The following is an 18,709-nucleotide window of genomic DNA, read 5'->3' on the forward strand; positions in this document are numbered from 1 at the left end:
ATTACTCGAACCAATGGGCTCGGGCGGCCATGATCAACTTGCCGGCACGATCAGAGTCAATGCCGTCGATGTCGAGCAGGTCGTCAATAGACTGCTCGGCCAGGTCTTCGCGGGTAATTACGCCGCGCACCGCCAGTTCCATCGCCAAATCCTTGTCCATACCCTCAAGCGAGAGCAGGTCTTCGGCCGGATGGGCGTCTGCCAGCTTTTCCTCAGTAGCGATGGCTTTAGTCAACAAACGATCCTTGGCTCGAGCGCGAAGCTCGTTGACGGTATCTTCGTCAAAGCCATCGATGTTGAGCATTTCCTCCACCGGTACGTAGGCAATCTCTTCCAGGCTAGTAAAGCCTTCATCTACCAGTACCTGCGCCAGGTCTTCATCAACTTCAAGCTCTTCGATGAAGTTGCGCAGGATGTCGCCGGTTTCTGCTTGCTGCTTAGCCTGGATGTCCGATTCGGTCATCACGTTCAGGGTCCAGCCGGTCAACTGGCTGGCCAAACGTACGTTCTGACCGCCGCGACCAATCGCCTGGGCCAGATTGTCTGCGCCAACGGCGATGTCCATGGCATGGGCATCTTCGTCGACGATAATCGCCGCTACTTCTGCTGGCGACATTGCGTTGATCACGAACTGCGCCGGGTTGTCATCCCAAAGGACGATATCCACTCGCTCTCCGCCCAATTCGCCGGACACTGCCTGGACGCGCGAACCGCGCATACCAATGCAGGCACCTTGCGGATCAATGCGTTTGTCTTTGGAGCGAACGGCTATTTTAGCGCGAGATCCAGGATCGCGGGAGGCCGCCATCACTTCGATCAGGCCTTCGGAGATTTCTGGAACTTCAATACGGAACAGCTCGATCAACATCTCCGGCGCGGTACGCGACAGGATCAGTTGAGGACCGCGGTTCTCGGTACGAATTTCTTTCAGCAGTGCGCGAAGGCGTACGCCAACACGGAAAGTTTCACGCGAAATGATGTCTTCACGAGCCAGCAACGCTTCTGCGTTGTTACCCAGATCGACGATCACATTGTCACGTGTCACCTTTTTAACGGTACCCGAAATAATTTCGCCCAGACGCTCACGATAGGCATCGACTACTTGAGCACGCTCGGCTTCGCGGACTTTCTGCACGATTACCTGTTTGGCAGTCTGTGCAGCAATCCGACCGAATTCGATAGAATCGATTTTTTCTTCGATAATATCGCCGGCTACAGCGCCTGGCTGTTTCGCCTGGGCCTGGTCTACCGCCAACTCGATTGCTGGATCATCCAGATCTTCGTCTTCGACCACAGTCCAGCGACGGAAAGTCTCATAATTACCGGTGTGGCGATTGATTTCCACACGCAGATCGACTTCGTCTTCAAAACGCTTTTTAGTAGCGGTGGCCAGAGCCAGCTCCAGCGCTTCAAAAATAACGTTTGCCGGTACGCCCTTTTCATTGGACACCGACTCAACAACCAGCAGTACTTCTTTGCTCATCGTACGCCTCGCCTTTCGCAAGCCATTGGATCCGCGGGATCCGCGTCTCAGTCAAAACTGGGAATAATGTTGGCCTTGTCGATCATATCGATCGGCAACAGGAATTCATGGTCTTCAACTTGCACCACGATGTCCTGCTCCTCTACGCCGCGCAGAAGGCCCTGAAAGTTACGTCGCCCTTCAAAAGGCGAGCGCAGCTTGATCTTCACTTGCTCACCGACATATTTCGCGAACTGTTCAAGAGTGAACAGCGGGCGTTCCATGCCAGGAGAAGAGACTTCAAGGGTGTATTCAACAGCGATAGGATCTTCGACATCCAGAACACCGCTGATCTGACGACTGACAATTGCACAGTCATCCACCAATACGCCGCCTTCCTTGTCGATATACACACGCAACATTGAATGGCGGCCTTGAGCCGAAAATTCAATACCCCAGCATTCATAGCCAAGGGCCACGATCACCGGGGCCAGCAAGGCCTGCAACTCTTCTAGCTTGCTCGACACTTGAACCCCCTAGTGCATGTTTGTGCATGCTGTGCAAAATGAAAAAATGGGCGAAGCGCCCATCTCTGAAACGTCGTTGAATACCGACGCTATAAAGTGTCCAGTTAACAAAAAGCCCCTAATAAGGGGCTCCGCTAAAACTGGTTGCGGGAGCCGGATTTGAACCGACGACCTTCGGGTTATGAGCCCGACGAGCTACCAGACTGCTCCATCCCGCGACAAAGCTGGAGCGGAAGTATACGGTTGATCCTTTTCAGGGTCAATCCAACCTTCCACATACAAGAAAGCCCGCTACTGCGGGCATTCTTGATAATTGGTACCGAGAAGGGGACTCGAACCCCTACACCCTATGGGCACAACCACCTCAAGGTTGCGTGTCTACCAATTCCACCACCTCGGCAATACTACAGTTACATCATGAAACCCGTTTTACTTTTGCTCTTGAGCTGGAGGTACGTCAGTCGCAGGAGTTGCCGACTTTTGCTCTTGAAGCACCGGAACATCATCTGAAGCCGGCTTTTGCACTGGAACTTCCAAAACCGCTGGATTTGGCAAACCTACTTGAGTCAGCTGTTCAGCTTTCTCTTTAGCAAAGTAACCTAACCCCAAGCTGGTTATGAAAAAACCTGCGGCAAGTATAGCAGTAAACTTACTAAGAAAGGTAGAGGAACCTTGGCTTCCGAACACAGTATTTGATGCACCTGCGCCAAAAGAAGCTCCAGCATCCGCTCCCTTACCCTGTTGCAGCAAAACCAGGGCAATTACACCCAAAGCTGTCAGCAGATGAAAAACAGTTACGACGTTATCCAGCATTTTCAGTTTCCTGCGGCACGAATAATCGCACCGAACTCATCTGCATTCAGGGAAGCCCCGCCAATGAGTCCCCCATCGATATCCGGCATGCTGAACAGTTCGACCGCATTGGCCGCCTTCACGCTGCCGCCGTATAGAAGCCGCACACCTTGCGCGACTTCAGAATTCTTTTGCGCCAACTGTGCGCGAATGGCCGCATGCACATCTTGCGCTTGCTGCGGTGATGCAGTCAGCCCGGTACCAATGGCCCAGACCGGCTCATATGCAATCACTGCATTTACAAAAGCCTCAATACCAAATGCGTCAATCACGACATCCAGTTGACGCCCTACCACTTCAAGGGTTTGCCCGGCTTCGCGCTGCTCCAGGGTTTCCCCTATACACAACACCGGCGTCAGACCAGAAGCCTGAACTGCTGCAAACTTGCGATTGAGGGTCTCATCCGACTCACCCAGAATCAGGCGACGCTCGGAGTGACCTACAAGCACCAATGCGCAACCCGCATCCTGCAACTGACTCGAAGAAATCTCCCCGGTCAGAGCGCCCTGCTTTGCTTCAACCGCAGCATTCTGAGCACCAACCGAAATTGGCGCGCCTTGTAAGCCTTTGATCACACGATCAATGAACAGGTCAGGCGGGAATACTGCAACATCAACACTGCCAGGCAAGGACAGATCACGCAGACCAACGATCAGCTCAGCGACGCTGGCGCAGGTACCGTGCATCTTCCAGTTACCAGCTACCATCATGCGACGCATGCTTTACCTCGTCGGTCAAAGTGGGCGCAGATGTTACCCAACCACATCCGCGCTGGCAAGTCGAATTCAGGCACAAACTTCACTTACTAGTTTTGCCAGCTCATCGGCATAGCCGCGAACCATATTTTCATCATCACCTTCGACCATTACGCGCACCAGAGGCTCGGTACCCGACTTGCGCAGCAATACACGCCCACGCCCTTTCATGGCTTCAGTGACCCGTGCGCAGGCCTCTTTGACGGCCGGGTGCTCGACCGGGTCAACACCACCACCAAACCGCACATTTACCAGCACCTGCGGACATTTACGCAACGCCTGACGCGCCTGGGCCAGACTGTCGCCACGGCGACGCAACGCCAGCAGCACCTGCAGGGCAGCGATAATCGCATCACCGGTGGTCGTATGCTGGAAGCACACGATATGCCCCGAGTTCTCACCGCCCACCTGCCAGTCGCGCTCTTGCAGGCCTGCAATCACATAGCGATCCCCGACATTGGCCCGAACGAAGGGAATGCCCAGGTCATCCAGCGCCAATTCAAGCCCGAGATTACTCATCAGCGTGCCGACGACACCACCTTGCAATTTGCCACGCTCATGCAAGTCGCGGGCAATGATGAACAGCAACTCATCACCATCAACAATCGCGCCCGTGTGATCAACCATCAGCACCCGGTCACCGTCGCCATCAAACGCGATACCCAGGTCCGCGCCCTCAGCCAGGACTGCAGCCTGCAACTGCCCCATATGGGTCGAGCCGCAATCATGGTTGATGTTCAAACCATTAGGCTGAGCCGACAACACAGTGACTTGTGCACCCAGCTCCTTGAAAACACTTGGCGCAACCTTGTAGGTCGCACCATGGGCGCAATCAATAACGATCTTCAGATCGCTGAAGTTGGTACTGCTCGGCACACTGCTCTTGCAGAATTCGATATAGCGACCCGGCGCATCATTGATACGCGACACCTTACCCAGCTTGTCGGAGTCAACGACGGTCATCGGAGTGTCCAGCAACTCCTCAATCATCAACTCGACGTCATCAGGCAACTTGGTGCCATCCCCCGAGAAGAACTTGATACCGTTATCGTCGTGGGGATTGTGCGAAGCACTGATCACAATGCCCGCTTCCGCATGAAAGGTGCGCGTCAGATAAGCAATGGCCGGAGTAGGCATTGGCCCCAACAGCATCACATCGGCACCGGCCGCAGACAGACCGGCCTCTAGCGCGGACTCGAACATATAACCGGAAATGCGCGTGTCCTTGCCTACCAGGATGCGACATGCACCCTTGCTGCGGAACGCCATACCCGCCGCCCAACCCAGCTTGAGCATGAAGTCAGGGGTAATTGGATAAACGCCGACCCGACCACGAATACCGTCGGTGCCAAAATATTTCTTAGTCATAAGTGCTCCATCATTCTTAGTCGGCGGACTCTACCGCTGCGATCATCCGCACCACATCAACTGTTTCGGCAACGTCATGGACACGCAATATTCGCGCACCCTTGGTCACGGCCAGCGCTGCCAGAGCCAAACTGCCATACAGTCGCTCTGTAACCGGCCGATTCAGCGCCTGCCCAATCATGCTTTTACGCGAAACACCTACCAGCAATGGTCGACCCAGTGCATGCAGGGCCTCCATGTGCTTAAACAAACTCAGGTTGTGCTGCAACGTCTTGGCGAAACCAAATCCCGGATCCAGCACTATGCGCTCAGACGCAATCCCGGCAGCGGCGCATTGCGCCATGCGTTCAGCAAGAAATGCCGACACCTCACCGACCAGATCAGTGTAATGCGGGTTGTCCTGCATATCCCCGGGCTCGCCGAGCATATGCATCAGGCATACCGGAAGACCTGTGGCTGCAGCAGCCTGCAGAGCACCTTCGCGGCGCAATGAGCGCACATCATTAATCAGGCCGGCGCCAAGGCGCGCAACCTCAGTCATGACGATGGGCGCGGAGGTATCGACCGAAATGATCACATCAAGTTCACGACTGATGCGCTCGACAACAGGCGCCACCCGATCAAGCTCTTCCTGTGGCGAAACCACCGGAGCACCGGGGCGAGTTGACTCACCGCCGACATCAATCAGGGTTGCCCCCGCAAGAACCATTGCCTGCGCATGGCGCATTGCCGCATCCACCGCAGCAAAGCGACCGCCATCAGAAAAGGAATCAGGGGTGACATTGAGAATGCCCATCACGTGCGGATGGGCCAAATCAAGAACCCGGTTGCCGCAAGGCAACCGGGTTGAGGGCTGAACAAAAGTCATTTCAAGCCTTATTGATCAGCAGCTGGGCCGCCGATAGGTGTTTCCGGGCGCTCGGTCTTGTCCAGGGTTGGAGCAGTCGGGGTACCCGAGCCACCACCTTCCCAGTCACGCGGCTCCCGTGGCGGGCGCCCCGCCATGATGTCGTCGATCTGATCGGCATCGATCGTTTCGTACTTCATCAAGGCATCAGCCATGGCTTCCAGCTTGTCACGATTGTCGGTCAGGATCTGCTTGGCAGTGCCATAGCACTGATCAATGATGCTGCGCACTTCGGAGTCGATCAGCTTGGCTGTCTCGCCCGAAACGCTCGAGCTCTGACCACCGCCACGCCCCAGATACGACTCTTCGTCTTCGGCATACATCAGCGGGCCCAATTTCTCGGACAGGCCCCATTTGGTGACCATGTTCCGGGCAATCTGGCTCGCACGCATGATGTCGTTGGACGCACCGGTAGTCACGCCGTCAAAGCCCAGGGTCATCTCTTCAGCAATACGGCCGCCATAGAGCGAGCAGATCTGGCTGATCAGAGCACGCTTGGACAGGCTATAACGATCCTCTTCCGGCAGGAACATGGTGACGCCCAGGGCGCGACCACGAGGAATGATCGAAACCTTGTAAACCGGGTCGTGCTCAGGCACAACGCGACCAACAATGGCATGACCCGCTTCGTGATAAGCCGTGTTGCGCTTTTCTTTGTCCGACATGACCATCGATTTGCGCTCTGCGCCCATCATGATCTTGTCTTTAGCCAGCTCGAATTCTTTCATTTCCACAACACGCTTACCGGTGCGCGCTGCAAACAGGGAAGCTTCGTTCACCAGGTTGGCCAGGTCAGCACCCGAGAAGCCCGGAGTACCACGCGCAATCACGCCTGGCTGGACATCATCGCCCATCGGAACTTTGCGCATGTGCACCTTGAGAATCTGCTCACGGCCACGAATGTCCGGCAAGCCAACCACGACCTGACGGTCAAAGCGGCCTGGACGCAACAGCGCAGGGTCGAGCACGTCCGGACGGTTGGTGGCGGCAATCACAATGATACCGTCATTCATCTCAAAGCCGTCCATCTCAACCAGCAACTGGTTAAGGGTTTGCTCACGCTCATCATGACCGCCGCCCATACCGTTACCACGGTGACGGCCGACAGCATCGATTTCATCGATAAAGATGATGCAAGGTGCGTGCTTTTTCGCCTGTTCGAACATGTCACGAACACGGCTGGCACCAACACCGACGAACATTTCAACGAAGTCCGAACCGGAAATCGTGAAGAACGGCACCTTGGCTTCGCCAGCAATCGCCTTGGCGATCAAGGTTTTACCGGTACCCGGCGGGCCAACCATCAGCACACCACGGGGAATTCGACCGCCCAGACGCTGGAACTTGCCCGGATCGCGAAGGAATTCGACCAGCTCGCCTACTTCTTCTTTCGCTTCGTCACAACCGGCTACGTCAGCCAGGGTCGTTTTGACCTGGTCTTCCGATAGCAGCCGTGCCTTGCTCTTGCCAAAGCTCATCGGCCCGCCTTTACCGCCGGCACCGCCCTGCATCTGACGCATGAAGAACATGAAGACAGCGATGATCACCAGAATCGGGAAGCTCGCAACGAGCAATTGAGTCCAGATGCTTTGCTGCTCAGGCAGCTTGCCCTCAACGGTCACATGGTTATCAACCAGATCACCGATCAAACCGTTGTCCTGAATAGCCGGACGGATGGTTTTGAAGGAATCGCCATCGCTGCGTTTGCCGGTAATCACGTAGCCGTCCACGGCAACGCGTTCGACCTTGCCATCCTTAACTTGCTGGATGAAGTCGGAATAGTTGAGGGTTTGTGGCTCGTTTGGACTGGAGAAGTTGTTCATCACTGTCACCAGGACAGCTGCGATGATCAACCACAGGATCAGATTCTTTGCCATATCGTTCAATTAGCTACCCTCTGAAGCAAGCCCCGCTACTGAAGCGTGCTTCGCATGATATTCACCGGCATAACTTACTACATTGCCTACAACCCTTGCAGGCTCCGTCTGTAACCCTTTGTGAAACTTTGACTACACAATATTCTTTATGTGGGATCTGTAAAGCGATACAAAAAAACCTATCACCCTATTCAGAGACGCTCATCACTGGCAGATCCGGCGATTCCACGAAAGCCGCGGCCCAGCAAATATTGCTCACGGGACCTGTCTCGCGAAGAAGACGGCTTGCGCATCTGCACCTTATCAAACAGCTTGCGAATGTCTTTGTGGTATTCGTCGAAGCCTTCACCCTGGAAGACCTTGATCAAAAAATCACCACCGGGCCGCAAGACACGTCCGGCAAGATCCAGTGCCAATTCGCACAAGAACATCGCCCGAGGCATGTCAACAGCTGCCAATCCACTCATATTGGGGGCCATATCCGAAATCACAAGGTCTACCTGCGTATTTCCGACAGCTTCAAGAATCTGGGCAAGTACGTGATCTTCGGTAAAGTCACCCTGGATAAAGGTCACATCAGGAATGCTGTCCATCTCCAGGATGTCCGAAGCGATCAGTCGCCCCTGACCGCCGATCAGACGGCTGGTGACCTGCGACCAGCCACCCGGGGCGGCCCCCAGGTCAATAACAGTCATGCCCGGGCGAATAATGCGGTCACGTTCCTGGATCTCCAGCAACTTGTAGCTGGCACGCGAACGATACCCGTCTTTTTGCGCCATTTTGACGTATGGGTCGTTGAAATGCTCTTTCAGCCAGTTAAGGCTAGTCTTGGAACGGGCCACGGGCCACCTCAAAAAAATAAACGGGTCGTGATTAACTGGGCGGTCCCGGACTCCCTCGGGTAAACTGGCCGCCGCTTTTTACAAGATCAGACACAGGGGTCAGATTATGCCGCTCACTCAAGAGCAGAAGAAACAGTACAAATCCATTGGCCACCATCTGAAACCAGTATTGACTGTGGCTGATAATGGTTTGACTGAGGGTGTTTTAGCCGAACTCGAACGCGCATTGGGCGATCACGAGTTGATTAAAATCAAAGTCAACATCCTGGATCGCGAATCCCGCCTGGAGGCCATTGCAGAACTGTGCAAGGCAGGCAAAGCGGAATTGGTGCAGGTTATCGGCAAAATGGCGCTTCTTTACCGCAAGAACGTCAATGTTAACAAGCAACTGTCGAACATCCATCGTTTCAAGTGATGCCGACAAGGGTCAAGGGTGCGCTTTGCGCGCCCTGACACTCTTGCCTGGCCAATAGCAAAAACTGCCCGCGCAACGCATCAGGCAGCCAGAACCAGCCATCGCAACACATCCCGCCAGCAGACTGCATCAAATAGTGCTCGCCGCTTATCGGCCACACTACGCGATACATTGATCAACAGCGACACCACAGCATACAGCCCGGCACCGCCAAAAAATTCTGTGTGCAACAAGCATCAGCCGCCAACCCGGATATCCGGGCCGGCCGCCAAAGCAGTGCGCCCGCACGAAGCGGGCGCCTTTTCTCAGATGTGACGTACTTCGACAATCTCGTACTCAATGACGCCGCCCGGTGTTTTCACCGCAACCACATCACCTTCTTCCTTGGCAATCAAGGCACGAGCAAGTGGCGAACCTACGGAGATTTTTCCGAGTTTGAAGTCAGCCTCATCCTCACCAACGATCTGATAAGTCACGCGCTCGTCAGTTTCAACGTTCGCGATCTCGACCGTCGTGCCGAAAATCACCTTGCCGGTATGAGGAATCGCCGCCACATCAATAACCACTGCGTTCTGCAGACGGCCCTCGATATCACGGATACGCGCCTCAGACATACCCTGCAGCTCACGAGCGGCATGGTACTCAGCATTTTCCTTGAGGTCGCCCAGTTCGCGCGCCGTACCGATTTCCTTGCTCAGCTTTGGCCGAACAACCTTGGTCAGGTGTGCAAGCTCTTCTTCCAGGGCTTTATGGCCCTGGACCGTCATTGGGTATTTGATCATGCCTTCAATCCTGCGTGTAGATCCTGCAAGCTGCGTACGGTTTTTTCAGGACCGAATTTAAGCGCTTCGCAGATCGCTTCGCCAGCAGCAATAGTCGTGGTGCAGTAGATTTTGTGCTGCAGAGCGTTGCGGCGAATGGAGTAAGAGTCAGCAATCGACTGACGACCTTCGGTCGTATTGATGATCAGGCTGACTTCATCATTTTTGATCATATCGACAACGTGCGGACGACCTTCGGTCACCTTGTTCACCCGGCGCACTTTCAGACCCGCCGCCTCGATGAACTTGGCAGTGCCAACGGTCGAAACAATCTCGAAGCCCAGGCTGATCAGATCACGTGCAACACCCGCCACCAAAGGCTTGTCGTCGTCACGTACGCTGATGAACGCAGTACCGCCGGTAGGCAGAACTTCGCTGGCACCCATTTGAGCCTTGGCAAAAGCTTCACCGAAGGTATCGCCCACGCCCATCACTTCACCGGTGGACTTCATCTCAGGGCCGAGAATCGGGTCAACACCAGGGAATTTGGCGAACGGGAAGACCGCCTCTTTCACGCTGTAGAAGTTTGGAATGATTTCTTTAGTGAAACCGATTTCCTTCAGGGTTTTACCAGCCATCACCCGCGCCGCGATCATCGCCAGGGAAACACCGATGCACTTGGATACGAAAGGAACTGTACGCGAAGCACGCGGGTTCACTTCGATCACGTAGATATCTTCGCCCTGCAGAGCAAGCTGCACGTTCATCAGGCCGACAACGCCCAACTCCAGAGCCATTTTCTTGACCTGTTCACGCATCTCGTCCTGGATATGCAACGGCAGCGAGTACGGTGGCAGCGAGCATGCGGAGTCACCGGAGTGAACACCTGCCTGCTCAATGTGCTGCATGATCGCGCCGATCACTACGTCAGTTCCGTCGCAGACGGCATCAACGTCCATTTCGATTGCACAGTTCAGGAAGTGATCCAGCAGCACCGGGCTGTCGTTGGACACTTTCACCGCATCGCGCAGGTAACGCTTGAGCTCGTCTTCTTCGTAAACGATTTCCATCGCCCGGCCGCCCAACACGTAGGAAGGACGAACCACCAGCGGGTAACCGATTTTGGAGGCAGCACGAATGGCTTCGTCTTCGCTGCGCACGGTGGCGTTTGGCGGCTGACGCAGGTTCAGACGCTCAACCATTTGCTGGAAGCGCTCACGGTCTTCTGCACGGTCGATAGCATCAGGGCTGGTACCAATGATCGGCACGCCTGCTTCTTCCAGCGCACGGGCCAGTTTCAACGGGGTCTGGCCGCCGTACTGGACGATCACGCCCTTCGGCTTCTCGACACGTACGATTTCCAGCACGTCTTCCAGGGTCACGGATTCGAAGTACAGACGATCCGAGGTGTCGTAGTCAGTGGAAACAGTTTCCGGGTTGCAGTTGACCATGATGGTTTCGTAACCATCGGCACGCAACGCCAGAGCCGCGTGAACGCAGCAGTAGTCGAACTCGATACCCTGACCGATACGGTTCGGACCACCACCCAGAATCATGATCTTGTCACGATCCGAAGGGTTGGCCTCGCACTCTTCCTCATAGGTCGAGTACATGTAAGCCGTGTCGGTAGCAAACTCGGCTGCGCAGGTGTCAACGCGCTTGTAAACCGGGAACACTTCCAGCTTGTGACGATGGCGACGCAGGTTCTTCTCGGTCACACCCAGCAGTACAGCCAGACGTGCGTCGGAGAAGCCTTTGCGCTTGAGGCGATACATGGCATCGCGATCAATCGAAGACAGCGCCATGGTCTTGATCTTCTCTTCGTCCTTGATCAGATCTTCGATCTGCACCAGGAACCAAGGGTCAATCATGTTCATGCCGAAGATGTCTTCTACGGTCATGCCCGCACGGAATGCGTCAGCCACGTACCAGATACGCTCGGCACCCGGCACAGTCAGCTCGCGCTTGAGCACCGCCATGCTTTCCGGGTTGCTCAGGTCCAGCTTTGGATCAAGACCACTGACACCCACTTCCAGACCGCGAAGGGCTTTCTGCAAGGATTCCTGGAAAGTCCGGCCAATGGCCATGACTTCACCAACCGACTTCATCTGAGTTGTCAGGCGCGCATCGGCTTTAGGGAATTTTTCGAAAGCAAAGCGCGGCAGCTTGGTCACGACATAGTCGATGGACGGCTCGAAGGACGCCGGAGTAGCGCCACCGGTGATTTCGTTCTGCAACTCGTCCAGGGTGTAACCGATCGCCAGCTTGGCAGCGATACGCGCAATCGGGAAACCGGTGGCTTTCGAAGCCAGCGCCGAAGAACGCGAAACACGCGGGTTCATTTCGATCACAACCATACGGCCAGTGTCCGGGCAAATGCCGAACTGCACGTTGGAACCACCGGTCTCAACGCCGATCTCACGCAGTACCGCCAGCGAGGCGTTACGCATGATCTGGTATTCCTTGTCCGTCAGGGTCTGTGCCGGAGCAACAGTGATCGAGTCACCGGTGTGCACGCCCATCGGGTCAAAGTTTTCGATCGAGCAAACGATGATGCAGTTGTCCTTTTTGTCGCGGACAACCTCCATTTCGTACTCTTTCCAGCCGATCAGGGATTCGTCGATCAGCAGCTCTTTGGTCGGCGACAGGTCCAGACCACGAGCGCAGATTTCTTCGAACTCTTCACGGTTGTAAGCGATACCGCCACCGGTGCCGCCCATGGTGAACGATGGACGGATGATGCACGGGAAGCCCAGCTTTTCGAGGACCGCATTGGCCTCTTCCATGCTGTGGGCGATACCGGAGCGCGGGCAATCCAGACCGATGGACTTCATCGCCTTGTCAAAACGCGAACGGTCTTCAGCCTTGTCGATGGTGTCGGCATTGGCGCCGATCATTTCTACGCCGAACTTCTCCAGAACGCCTTCACGCTCCAGGTCCAGTGCGCAGTTCAGAGCAGTCTGGCCGCCCATGGTCGGCAACAGAGCGTCCGGACGCTCTTTTTCGATGATCTTGGCAACAGTCTGCCACTTGATCGGCTCGATGTACGTTGCGTCGGCCATGTCCGGATCGGTCATGATGGTGGCCGGGTTGGAGTTCACCAGGATGACGCGATAGCCTTCCTCGCGCAGAGCTTTACAAGCCTGGGCGCCGGAGTAGTCGAATTCACAGGCCTGGCCGATAACGATCGGGCCAGCGCCGAGAATCAGGATGCTTTTAATGTCTGTACGTTTTGGCATGGGTTTGTCACTCAAATCCGCAGGTCAGTCGGCAAGCCGTCGATCAAGTCTGTGAAGCACCCAAGGGGCCGCCGGAGTCCGGGGCCGGCACTGGGTACTAGCACAAGGGTATGATCAGCGGCGCTTGGCCATCTCATTGATGAAACGATCGAACAGCGGCGCTACGTCGTTCGGGCCAGGGCTGGCTTCAGGGTGACCCTGGAAGCTGAAAGCGCTCTTGTCGGTCAGCTCGATACCTTGCAAGGTGCCGTCAAACAGCGACTTGTGGATTGCGCGCACGTTGGCCGGCAAAGTCGCTTCATCAACCGCAAAACCGTGGTTCTGACTGGTGATCATCACAACGCCCGTGTCCAGATCCTGAACCGGGTGGTTCGCACCGTGGTGGCCGTGACCCATTTTCACCGTCTTGGCGCCGGACGCCAGAGCCAGCAACTGGTGTCCCAGGCAGATACCGAACACCGGAATTTCGGTTTTCAGCACTTCCTGAATAGCCGTGATTGCGTAGTCGCATGGCTCCGGATCACCCGGGCCGTTGGACAGGAACACACCATCCGGATTCAGTGCCAGTACGTCGCTGGCCGGAGTTTGTGCCGGCACAACAGTGACGCGGCAGCCACGCTCAACCAGCATGCGCAGGATGTTCCACTTTACGCCGTAGTCGTAGGCAACTACGTGATAAGGCAGCTCGGAAGCTTCAATTGTCGGATGGCTATCGGTGGCCAGGTTCCAGACACTGGAGCGCCACTCGTAAGCCTTCTCGGTGCTGACAACTTTCGCCAGATCCATGCCTTTCAGGCCCGGGAAGCCGCGCGCAGCAGCAATGGCAGCTTCGTCAGAAATGTTGTCGCCGGCCATGATGCAGCCGTTCTGTGCACCTTTCTCACGCAAAATGCGGGTCAGGCGACGGGTATCGATACCTGCGATAGCGACAACATTGTTGGCTTTCAGGTAATCGGAAAGCGACATCGTGTTGCGCCAGTTGCTGGCAACCAGTGGCAGATCACGAATAACCAGACCTGCGGACCAGACACGATCAGACTCGGCATCTTCCGGCGTAGTACCGGTATTGCCAACATGCGGGTAAGTCAGGGTAACGATTTGCTGAGCGTAGGATGGATCCGTCAAGATCTCCTGGTAGCCAGTCATTGCGGTGTTAAACACCACCTCTCCAACGGTCTGACCGTCGGCTCCAATGGCTTCGCCGCGAAAAATGCTGCCATCAGCGAGGGCGAGTATGGCTTGCTTAGTCAAGAAGACCTCCCGTAAATAAAGCCTGAAAGGGCGATCGCAGGTTGTAAAAAAGCGGAGTGACGTATGGACACGTCACCCCGCTTCTTCATCGAATTATCTGCGCGCTTTTAGTGGACACACTAAAGCTGTAGCTTACAGAAAAAGGCTTTTTTGGTCTACCGCTAAAGAGCCTAAAAGGCAGAGGAATGCGACAGAACATCGCTTAGCGGTTAAAAGTCAGGCTGCCGGCGCGCCAACAGCCTGATTTTACAGAGACAACTCAACGCAGGTCGAGCACATCCTGCATGTCATACAGCCCGGGCTCACGCCCGTCGAGCCACAGCGCAGCACGAACGGCACCCTTGGCGAAGGTCATGCGGCTGGATGCCTTGTGGGTGATCTCAAGACGCTCGCCCTCGGTCGCAAACAGAACCGTATGATCCCCCACCACATCACCGCCCCGAACTGTCGCAAAACCGATGGTTTCGCGCTCGCGGGCGCCGGTGTGACCTTCGCGACCATAGACCGCCACCTGCTGCAGGTCACGCCCCAATGCACTGGCAATGACCTCACCCATGCGCATCGCGGTTCCCGAAGGCGCGTCGACCTTGTGCCGGTGATGAGCTTCGATGATTTCGATATCAGCATCTTCACCCATCACCCGTGCCGCCATATCCAGCAGCTTGAACGACAGGTTGACGCCCACACTGAAGTTGGAGGCAAAAACAATCGCAATATCCTGGCCAGCTTCAACCAGCAACTGCTTTTGTTCGGCATTCAACCCCGTAGTACCGATCACCATGGCCTTGCCCAACTGGCGACACACGGCCAGGTTGGCCAGCATTACCTCAGGCAGGGTGAAATCGATCAGTACGTCGAAATCAGCCGCGACCACTTGCAGGTTTTCCGACAACGGCACACCGATACGCCCGATAGAGGCCAGCTCACCGGCATCCGCCCCCACCAGGGAGCTGCCCGGGCGCACGATGGCCGCCGTCAGCCCGCACACTGGTGAGCGCTGCTGCACCGCATCGACCAAGCTCTTACCCATGCGCCCAGCAGCGCCCATCACAGCCATACGTCGCATGTCCCGCTCCTTACAAATCGCCGAAGAAGCGCTTCACGCCTTCGAACCAGCCGGTTGCGTTCGGCGAATGACTACTATCGCCTTCGAGTGTCGAACGGAACTCTTCCATCAGCTCACGCTGACGACGGCTCAGTTTCACCGGCGTCTCGATCACCACACGGCACATCAAGTCACCAGCGCCGCCGCCACGTACCGGAGCAACACCCTTGCCACGCAGACGGAACTGCTTGCCGGTTTGCGTGCCTTCCGGAATCTTCAGCTTGACCCGGCCATCCAGGGTCGGCACTTCAATCTCGGCACCCAGCGAAGCATCGGCAAAGTTGATCGGTACTTCACAGAACAGATGCTTGCCGTCGCGCTGGAAGATCGCGTGCTCACGCACCTCGATCACCACGTACAGATCGCCGGTCGGCCCGCCCTGCACACCCGCCTCGCCTTCGCCCGAAAGACGAATCCGGTCGCCCGTATCTACGCCCGCAGGCACTTTTACGGAAAGGGTTTTGTATTCCTCTACGCGGCCTTCGCCACGGCAGCTGTCGCACGGATCAGAAATGATCTTGCCCTGACCGTGGCAACGCGGACAGGTCTGCTGCACAGCAAAAAAGCCCTGCTGCATGCGCACCTGGCCAATACCGCCACAGGTCGTACAGGTAACCGGCGAAGAACCTTTCTTGGCACCCGAACCATCGCATGGTTTGCAGTTGACCAGCGTCGGCACACGAATATTGACCGTGGTACCGCGTACGGCCTCTTCCAGATCCAGCTCCAGCGTGTAGCGCAAATCGCTGCCCCGCTGAGCGCCGCCCCGGGAGCCACCGCGACCACCGCCGAAGAAATCACTGAACACATCGCCGAAAATATCGGAGAAGTTCTGCCCGCCAAAACCGGCACCGCCGCCACCCATTTGCGGATCAACACCGGCATGGCCGTATTGATCATAGGCGGCACGCTTACTGGAGTCCGACAGAACTTCGTAAGCCTCGTTGGCTTCCTTGAACAACTCTTCGGAAGCCTTGTCATCCGGATTGCGATCCGGGTGATGCTTCATTGCGAGGCGACGATATGCCTTCTTCAACTCCACTTCAGTGGTAGTACGTTCAACACCCAATATTTCGTAATAATCGCGCTTTGCCATAATTCTTTGCACTCTCAAGGACGTTCGGCAAAACCCTCCCGAGCCTCACCAAACCCGCCGGACCCCAGTAAAGACCAAGCCCGACTCACGTCTTTTTCAACGATATTGGTTTCTGATTAACAGCCAATGCATCGGCCAACAGGAGCGGTTACAGCCAAGCGGAAATAAAAAAGATCCGGACCCAACCGCAAGCATTCGACCATGTCGCATGCTGTAAAAATTCCTCTACTCCAGACACGCCAACGCGGGAGCAAGCTCCCGCGCGGCGACATCCTACCAGTCACCGCTAATGCACGGTCAACCGGCCGACCAACAAGCTAATTACTTGTTGTCTTTTACTTCTTCGAACTCGGCGTCGACAACGTCGTCAGCCTTGGCTTCTTCAGCAGGCTTGGCCGCTGCGTCTGCCGGGTTCGCTTGCTCGGCGTACATTTTCTGTGCGACCGGAGCAGACACCTTGGACAGCTCTTCAACCTTGGCTTCGATAGCAGCCTTGTCATCGCCTTTAACAGCGGCTTCAAGTGCAACTACTGCAGCTTCGATTGCAACTTTCTCTTCTGCGGTCACTTTATCGCCAGCATCAGCGATCATTTTACGAGTCGAGTGAACCAGTGCGTCGCCCTGGTTACGTGCAGCTGCCAGCTCTTCGAACTTGCGGTCTTCTTCAGCGTTGACTTCAGCGTCACGAACCATCTGAGCAATTTCTTCCTCGGACAGACCCGAGTTAGCCTTGATCACGATGGACTGAGACTTGCCAGTCGCCTTGTCTTTTGCACTTACGTGCAGGATGCCGTTGGCATCGATGTCGAAGGTTACTTCGATCTGAGGCACGCCACGTGGAGCTGGTGGAATGTCAGCCAGGTCGAACTTGCCCAACGACTTGTTCTGAGCGGCTTGCTTGCGCTCGCCTTGCAGCACGTGAATGGTCACTGCGCCCTGGTTATCGTCAGCAGTCGAGAACACTTGCGATTTCTTGGTAGGAATCGTGGTGTTTTTCTCGATCAGGGCAGTCATTACGCCACCCATGGTTTCGATACCCAAAGTCAGCGGGCTCACGTCCAGCAACAGAACGTCTTTCACATCACCGGCCAATACTGCGCCCTGGATAGCAGCACCCATTGCAACAGCTTCGTCCGGGTTCACGTCTTTACGTGCTTCCTTGCCGAAGAACTCGGTTACCAGCTTCTGTACCAGCGGCATGCGAGTCTGACCACCGACCAGGATCACGTCGTTGATCGCGCCAACGTCGATACCGGCGTCTTTCAGTGCAGTGCGGCAAGGCTCGATGGTGCGCTGAACCAGGTCTTCAACCAGCGATTCCAGCTTGGCGCGGGAAATCTTAACGTTCAAGTGCTTAGGACCGGTGGCATCTGCAGTGATGTACGGCAGATTCACGTCGGTCGACTGGCTCGAAGACAGTTCGATCTTGGCTTTTTCAGCAGCTTCTTTCAGACGCTGCATCGCCAGCGGGTCACCTTTGAGGTTCATGCCGCTTTCTTTCTTGAACTCGTCAACCAGGTAGTCGATCAGACGGATGTCAAAGTCTTCACCACCCAGGAACGTGTCACCGTTGGTCGCCAGCACTTCAAACTGGTGCTCGCCATCCACTTCGGCAATTTCAATTACCGACACGTCGAAAGTACCGCCACCCAGGTCATAAACGATGACAGTGTGGTCGCCTTTCGCTTTGTCCATACCGTAAGCCAGAGCAGCAGCGGTTGGTTCGTTGATGATGCGTTTTACGTCCAGACCCGCGATACGGCCGGCGTCTTTGGTCGCCTGACGCTGGCTGTCGTTGAAGTAGGCCGGAACGGTGATAACCGCTTCAGTCACTGGCTCGCCGAGGTAGTCTTCGGCGGTCTTCTTCATTTTCTTCAGAATTTCAGCCGAGATTTGTGGCGGAGCCATTTTCTGGCCGTTCACTTCAACCCAAGCGTCGCCGTTGTCAGCCTTGGCGATCTTGTACGGAACCATCTGAATGTCTTTCTGCACAACTTCTTCGTCAAAACGACGACCGATCAGACGCTTCACCGCGTACAGGGTGTTATGCGGATTGGTCACTGCCTGACGCTTGGCCGACTGGCCAACGAGAATTTCGCCATCGTTGGCATACGCAACGATCGACGGCGTAGTACGCGCGCCTTCAGCGTTTTCGATAACTTTTGCTTTACCGTTTTCCAGAACCGAAACACACGAGTTGGTGGTCCCGAGGTCAATACCGATAATTCTGCCCATGTTAACTCTCCCTAAAT

15 protein-coding genes and 2 tRNA genes are annotated in these 18,709 nt (G+C 55.7%); 1 reads left to right on the top strand and 16 read right to left on the bottom strand.

The genetic code is table 11. The features are described 5' to 3' along the window. Position 1 precedes the first annotated feature (1 nt). The 10 genes from nusA to rlmE form a co-directional block, all read right to left on the bottom strand. Entirely contained in the window at positions 2-1,483 is a 1,482-nt protein-coding gene (gene nusA, locus FEZ21_RS00195) for a transcription termination factor NusA (protein ID WP_003439619.1), read from the bottom strand. A 47-nt stretch (positions 1,484-1,530) separates the two neighbouring features. Next, complete coding sequence (gene rimP, locus FEZ21_RS00200; protein ID WP_003439616.1) at positions 1,531-1,989, bottom strand: ribosome maturation factor RimP; 459 nt, start codon at positions 1,987-1,989, stop codon at positions 1,531-1,533. 141 nt (positions 1,990-2,130) lie between these two features. Continuing rightward, positions 2,131-2,207: transfer RNA gene (locus tag FEZ21_RS00205), tRNA-Met, on the bottom strand. A gap of 96 nt (positions 2,208-2,303) precedes the next feature. Next, positions 2,304-2,389, bottom strand: a tRNA-Leu gene (locus FEZ21_RS00210). A gap of 29 nt (positions 2,390-2,418) precedes the next feature. Further along, positions 2,419-2,802: a preprotein translocase subunit SecG gene (secG, locus tag FEZ21_RS00215; protein WP_003439612.1), complete on the bottom strand. Its 384-nt coding sequence runs from the start codon at positions 2,800-2,802 to the stop codon at positions 2,419-2,421. Positions 2,803-2,804: 2 nt separating this feature from the next. Beyond that, on the bottom strand, positions 2,805-3,560 hold the full coding sequence (gene tpiA, locus FEZ21_RS00220) for a triose-phosphate isomerase (protein ID WP_003439609.1): 756 nt from the start codon (positions 3,558-3,560) through the stop codon (positions 2,805-2,807). 66 nt (positions 3,561-3,626) lie between these two features. Next, complete coding sequence (glmM, locus tag FEZ21_RS00225) at positions 3,627-4,964, bottom strand: phosphoglucosamine mutase (RefSeq protein ID WP_003439606.1); 1,338 nt, start codon at positions 4,962-4,964, stop codon at positions 3,627-3,629. A 16-nt stretch (positions 4,965-4,980) separates the two neighbouring features. Beyond that, a complete protein-coding gene (folP, locus tag FEZ21_RS00230) occupies positions 4,981-5,832 on the bottom strand; it encodes a dihydropteroate synthase (RefSeq protein WP_003439604.1) in 852 nt (283 codons plus the stop codon). An 8-nt stretch (positions 5,833-5,840) separates the two neighbouring features. Beyond that, positions 5,841-7,748 (bottom strand): ATP-dependent zinc metalloprotease FtsH, encoded by a 1,908-nt coding sequence (ftsH, locus tag FEZ21_RS00235; RefSeq protein WP_003439601.1) that lies wholly within the window; start codon positions 7,746-7,748, stop codon positions 5,841-5,843. Positions 7,749-7,939: 191 nt separating this feature from the next. Next, positions 7,940-8,590: a 23S rRNA (uridine(2552)-2'-O)-methyltransferase RlmE gene (gene rlmE, locus FEZ21_RS00240; protein WP_003439598.1), complete on the bottom strand. Its 651-nt coding sequence runs from the start codon at positions 8,588-8,590 to the stop codon at positions 7,940-7,942. Positions 8,591-8,696: 106 nt separating this feature from the next. On the opposite strand from rlmE, the gene yhbY reads away from it, so the two are divergent. Continuing rightward, complete coding sequence (yhbY, locus tag FEZ21_RS00245; RefSeq protein ID WP_003439595.1) at positions 8,697-9,005, top strand: ribosome assembly RNA-binding protein YhbY; 309 nt, start codon at positions 8,697-8,699, stop codon at positions 9,003-9,005. A gap of 305 nt (positions 9,006-9,310) precedes the next feature. On the opposite strand, the gene greA is transcribed toward yhbY, so the two are convergent. The 6 genes from greA to dnaK all read right to left on the bottom strand — a co-directional run bounded on the left by greA (position 9,311) and on the right by dnaK (position 18,692). Continuing rightward, positions 9,311-9,787, bottom strand: coding sequence for a transcription elongation factor GreA (greA, locus tag FEZ21_RS00250; RefSeq protein WP_003439592.1), 477 nt, complete (start codon positions 9,785-9,787; stop codon positions 9,311-9,313). Beyond that, the gene (gene carB / locus FEZ21_RS00255; protein WP_003439590.1) at positions 9,784-13,005 is read right to left on the bottom strand and encodes a carbamoyl-phosphate synthase large subunit; all 3,222 of its coding nucleotides are present in this window, start codon (positions 13,003-13,005) and stop codon (positions 9,784-9,786) included. The genes greA and carB overlap by 4 nt, the downstream gene beginning before the upstream one ends. A 114-nt stretch (positions 13,006-13,119) precedes the next feature. Then, on the bottom strand, positions 13,120-14,256 hold the full coding sequence (gene carA / locus FEZ21_RS00260; protein WP_003439586.1) for a glutamine-hydrolyzing carbamoyl-phosphate synthase small subunit: 1,137 nt from the start codon (positions 14,254-14,256) through the stop codon (positions 13,120-13,122). Between the two features lie 259 nt (positions 14,257-14,515). Next, positions 14,516-15,322: a 4-hydroxy-tetrahydrodipicolinate reductase gene (dapB, locus tag FEZ21_RS00265; protein WP_160626190.1), complete on the bottom strand. Its 807-nt coding sequence runs from the start codon at positions 15,320-15,322 to the stop codon at positions 14,516-14,518. Positions 15,323-15,332: 10 nt separating this feature from the next. Continuing rightward, positions 15,333-16,457: a molecular chaperone DnaJ gene (gene dnaJ / locus FEZ21_RS00270; protein ID WP_003439584.1), complete on the bottom strand. Its 1,125-nt coding sequence runs from the start codon at positions 16,455-16,457 to the stop codon at positions 15,333-15,335. Positions 16,458-16,778: 321 nt separating this feature from the next. After that, the gene (dnaK, locus tag FEZ21_RS00275) at positions 16,779-18,692 is read right to left on the bottom strand and encodes a molecular chaperone DnaK (protein ID WP_003439583.1); all 1,914 of its coding nucleotides are present in this window, start codon (positions 18,690-18,692) and stop codon (positions 16,779-16,781) included. Between the last annotated feature and the right edge of the window lie 17 nt (positions 18,693-18,709).

Origin of the sequence: Pseudomonas sp. 9.1(2019), from assembly GCF_009910445.1 — a bacterium.
In the GTDB taxonomy this organism is placed as follows: Bacteria; Pseudomonadota; Gammaproteobacteria; order Pseudomonadales; family Pseudomonadaceae; genus Aquipseudomonas; species Aquipseudomonas paraversuta.

Coding starts and splice junctions, on each gene's coding strand:
- nusA (WP_003439619.1), bottom strand. CDS start 1,483: ATGAGCAAAGAAGTACTGCTGGTTGTTGAGTCGGTGTCCAATGAAAAG.
- secG (WP_003439612.1), bottom strand. CDS start 2,802: ATGCTGGATAACGTCGTAACTGTTTTTCATCTGCTGACAGCTTTGGGT.
- tpiA (WP_003439609.1), bottom strand. CDS start 3,560: ATGCGTCGCATGATGGTAGCTGGTAACTGGAAGATGCACGGTACCTGC.
- glmM (WP_003439606.1), bottom strand. CDS start 4,964: ATGACTAAGAAATATTTTGGCACCGACGGTATTCGTGGTCGGGTCGGC.
- folP (WP_003439604.1), bottom strand. CDS start 5,832: ATGACTTTTGTTCAGCCCTCAACCCGGTTGCCTTGCGGCAACCGGGTT.
- ftsH (WP_003439601.1), bottom strand. CDS start 7,748: ATGGCAAAGAATCTGATCCTGTGGTTGATCATCGCAGCTGTCCTGGTG.
- yhbY (WP_003439595.1), top strand. CDS start 8,697: ATGCCGCTCACTCAAGAGCAGAAGAAACAGTACAAATCCATTGGCCAC.
- greA (WP_003439592.1), bottom strand. CDS start 9,787: ATGATCAAATACCCAATGACGGTCCAGGGCCATAAAGCCCTGGAAGAA.
- carB (WP_003439590.1), bottom strand. CDS start 13,005: ATGCCAAAACGTACAGACATTAAAAGCATCCTGATTCTCGGCGCTGGC.
- dapB (WP_160626190.1), bottom strand. CDS start 15,322: ATGCGACGTATGGCTGTGATGGGCGCTGCTGGGCGCATGGGTAAGAGC.
- dnaJ (WP_003439584.1), bottom strand. CDS start 16,457: ATGGCAAAGCGCGATTATTACGAAATATTGGGTGTTGAACGTACTACC.
- dnaK (WP_003439583.1), bottom strand. CDS start 18,692: ATGGGCAGAATTATCGGTATTGACCTCGGGACCACCAACTCGTGTGTT.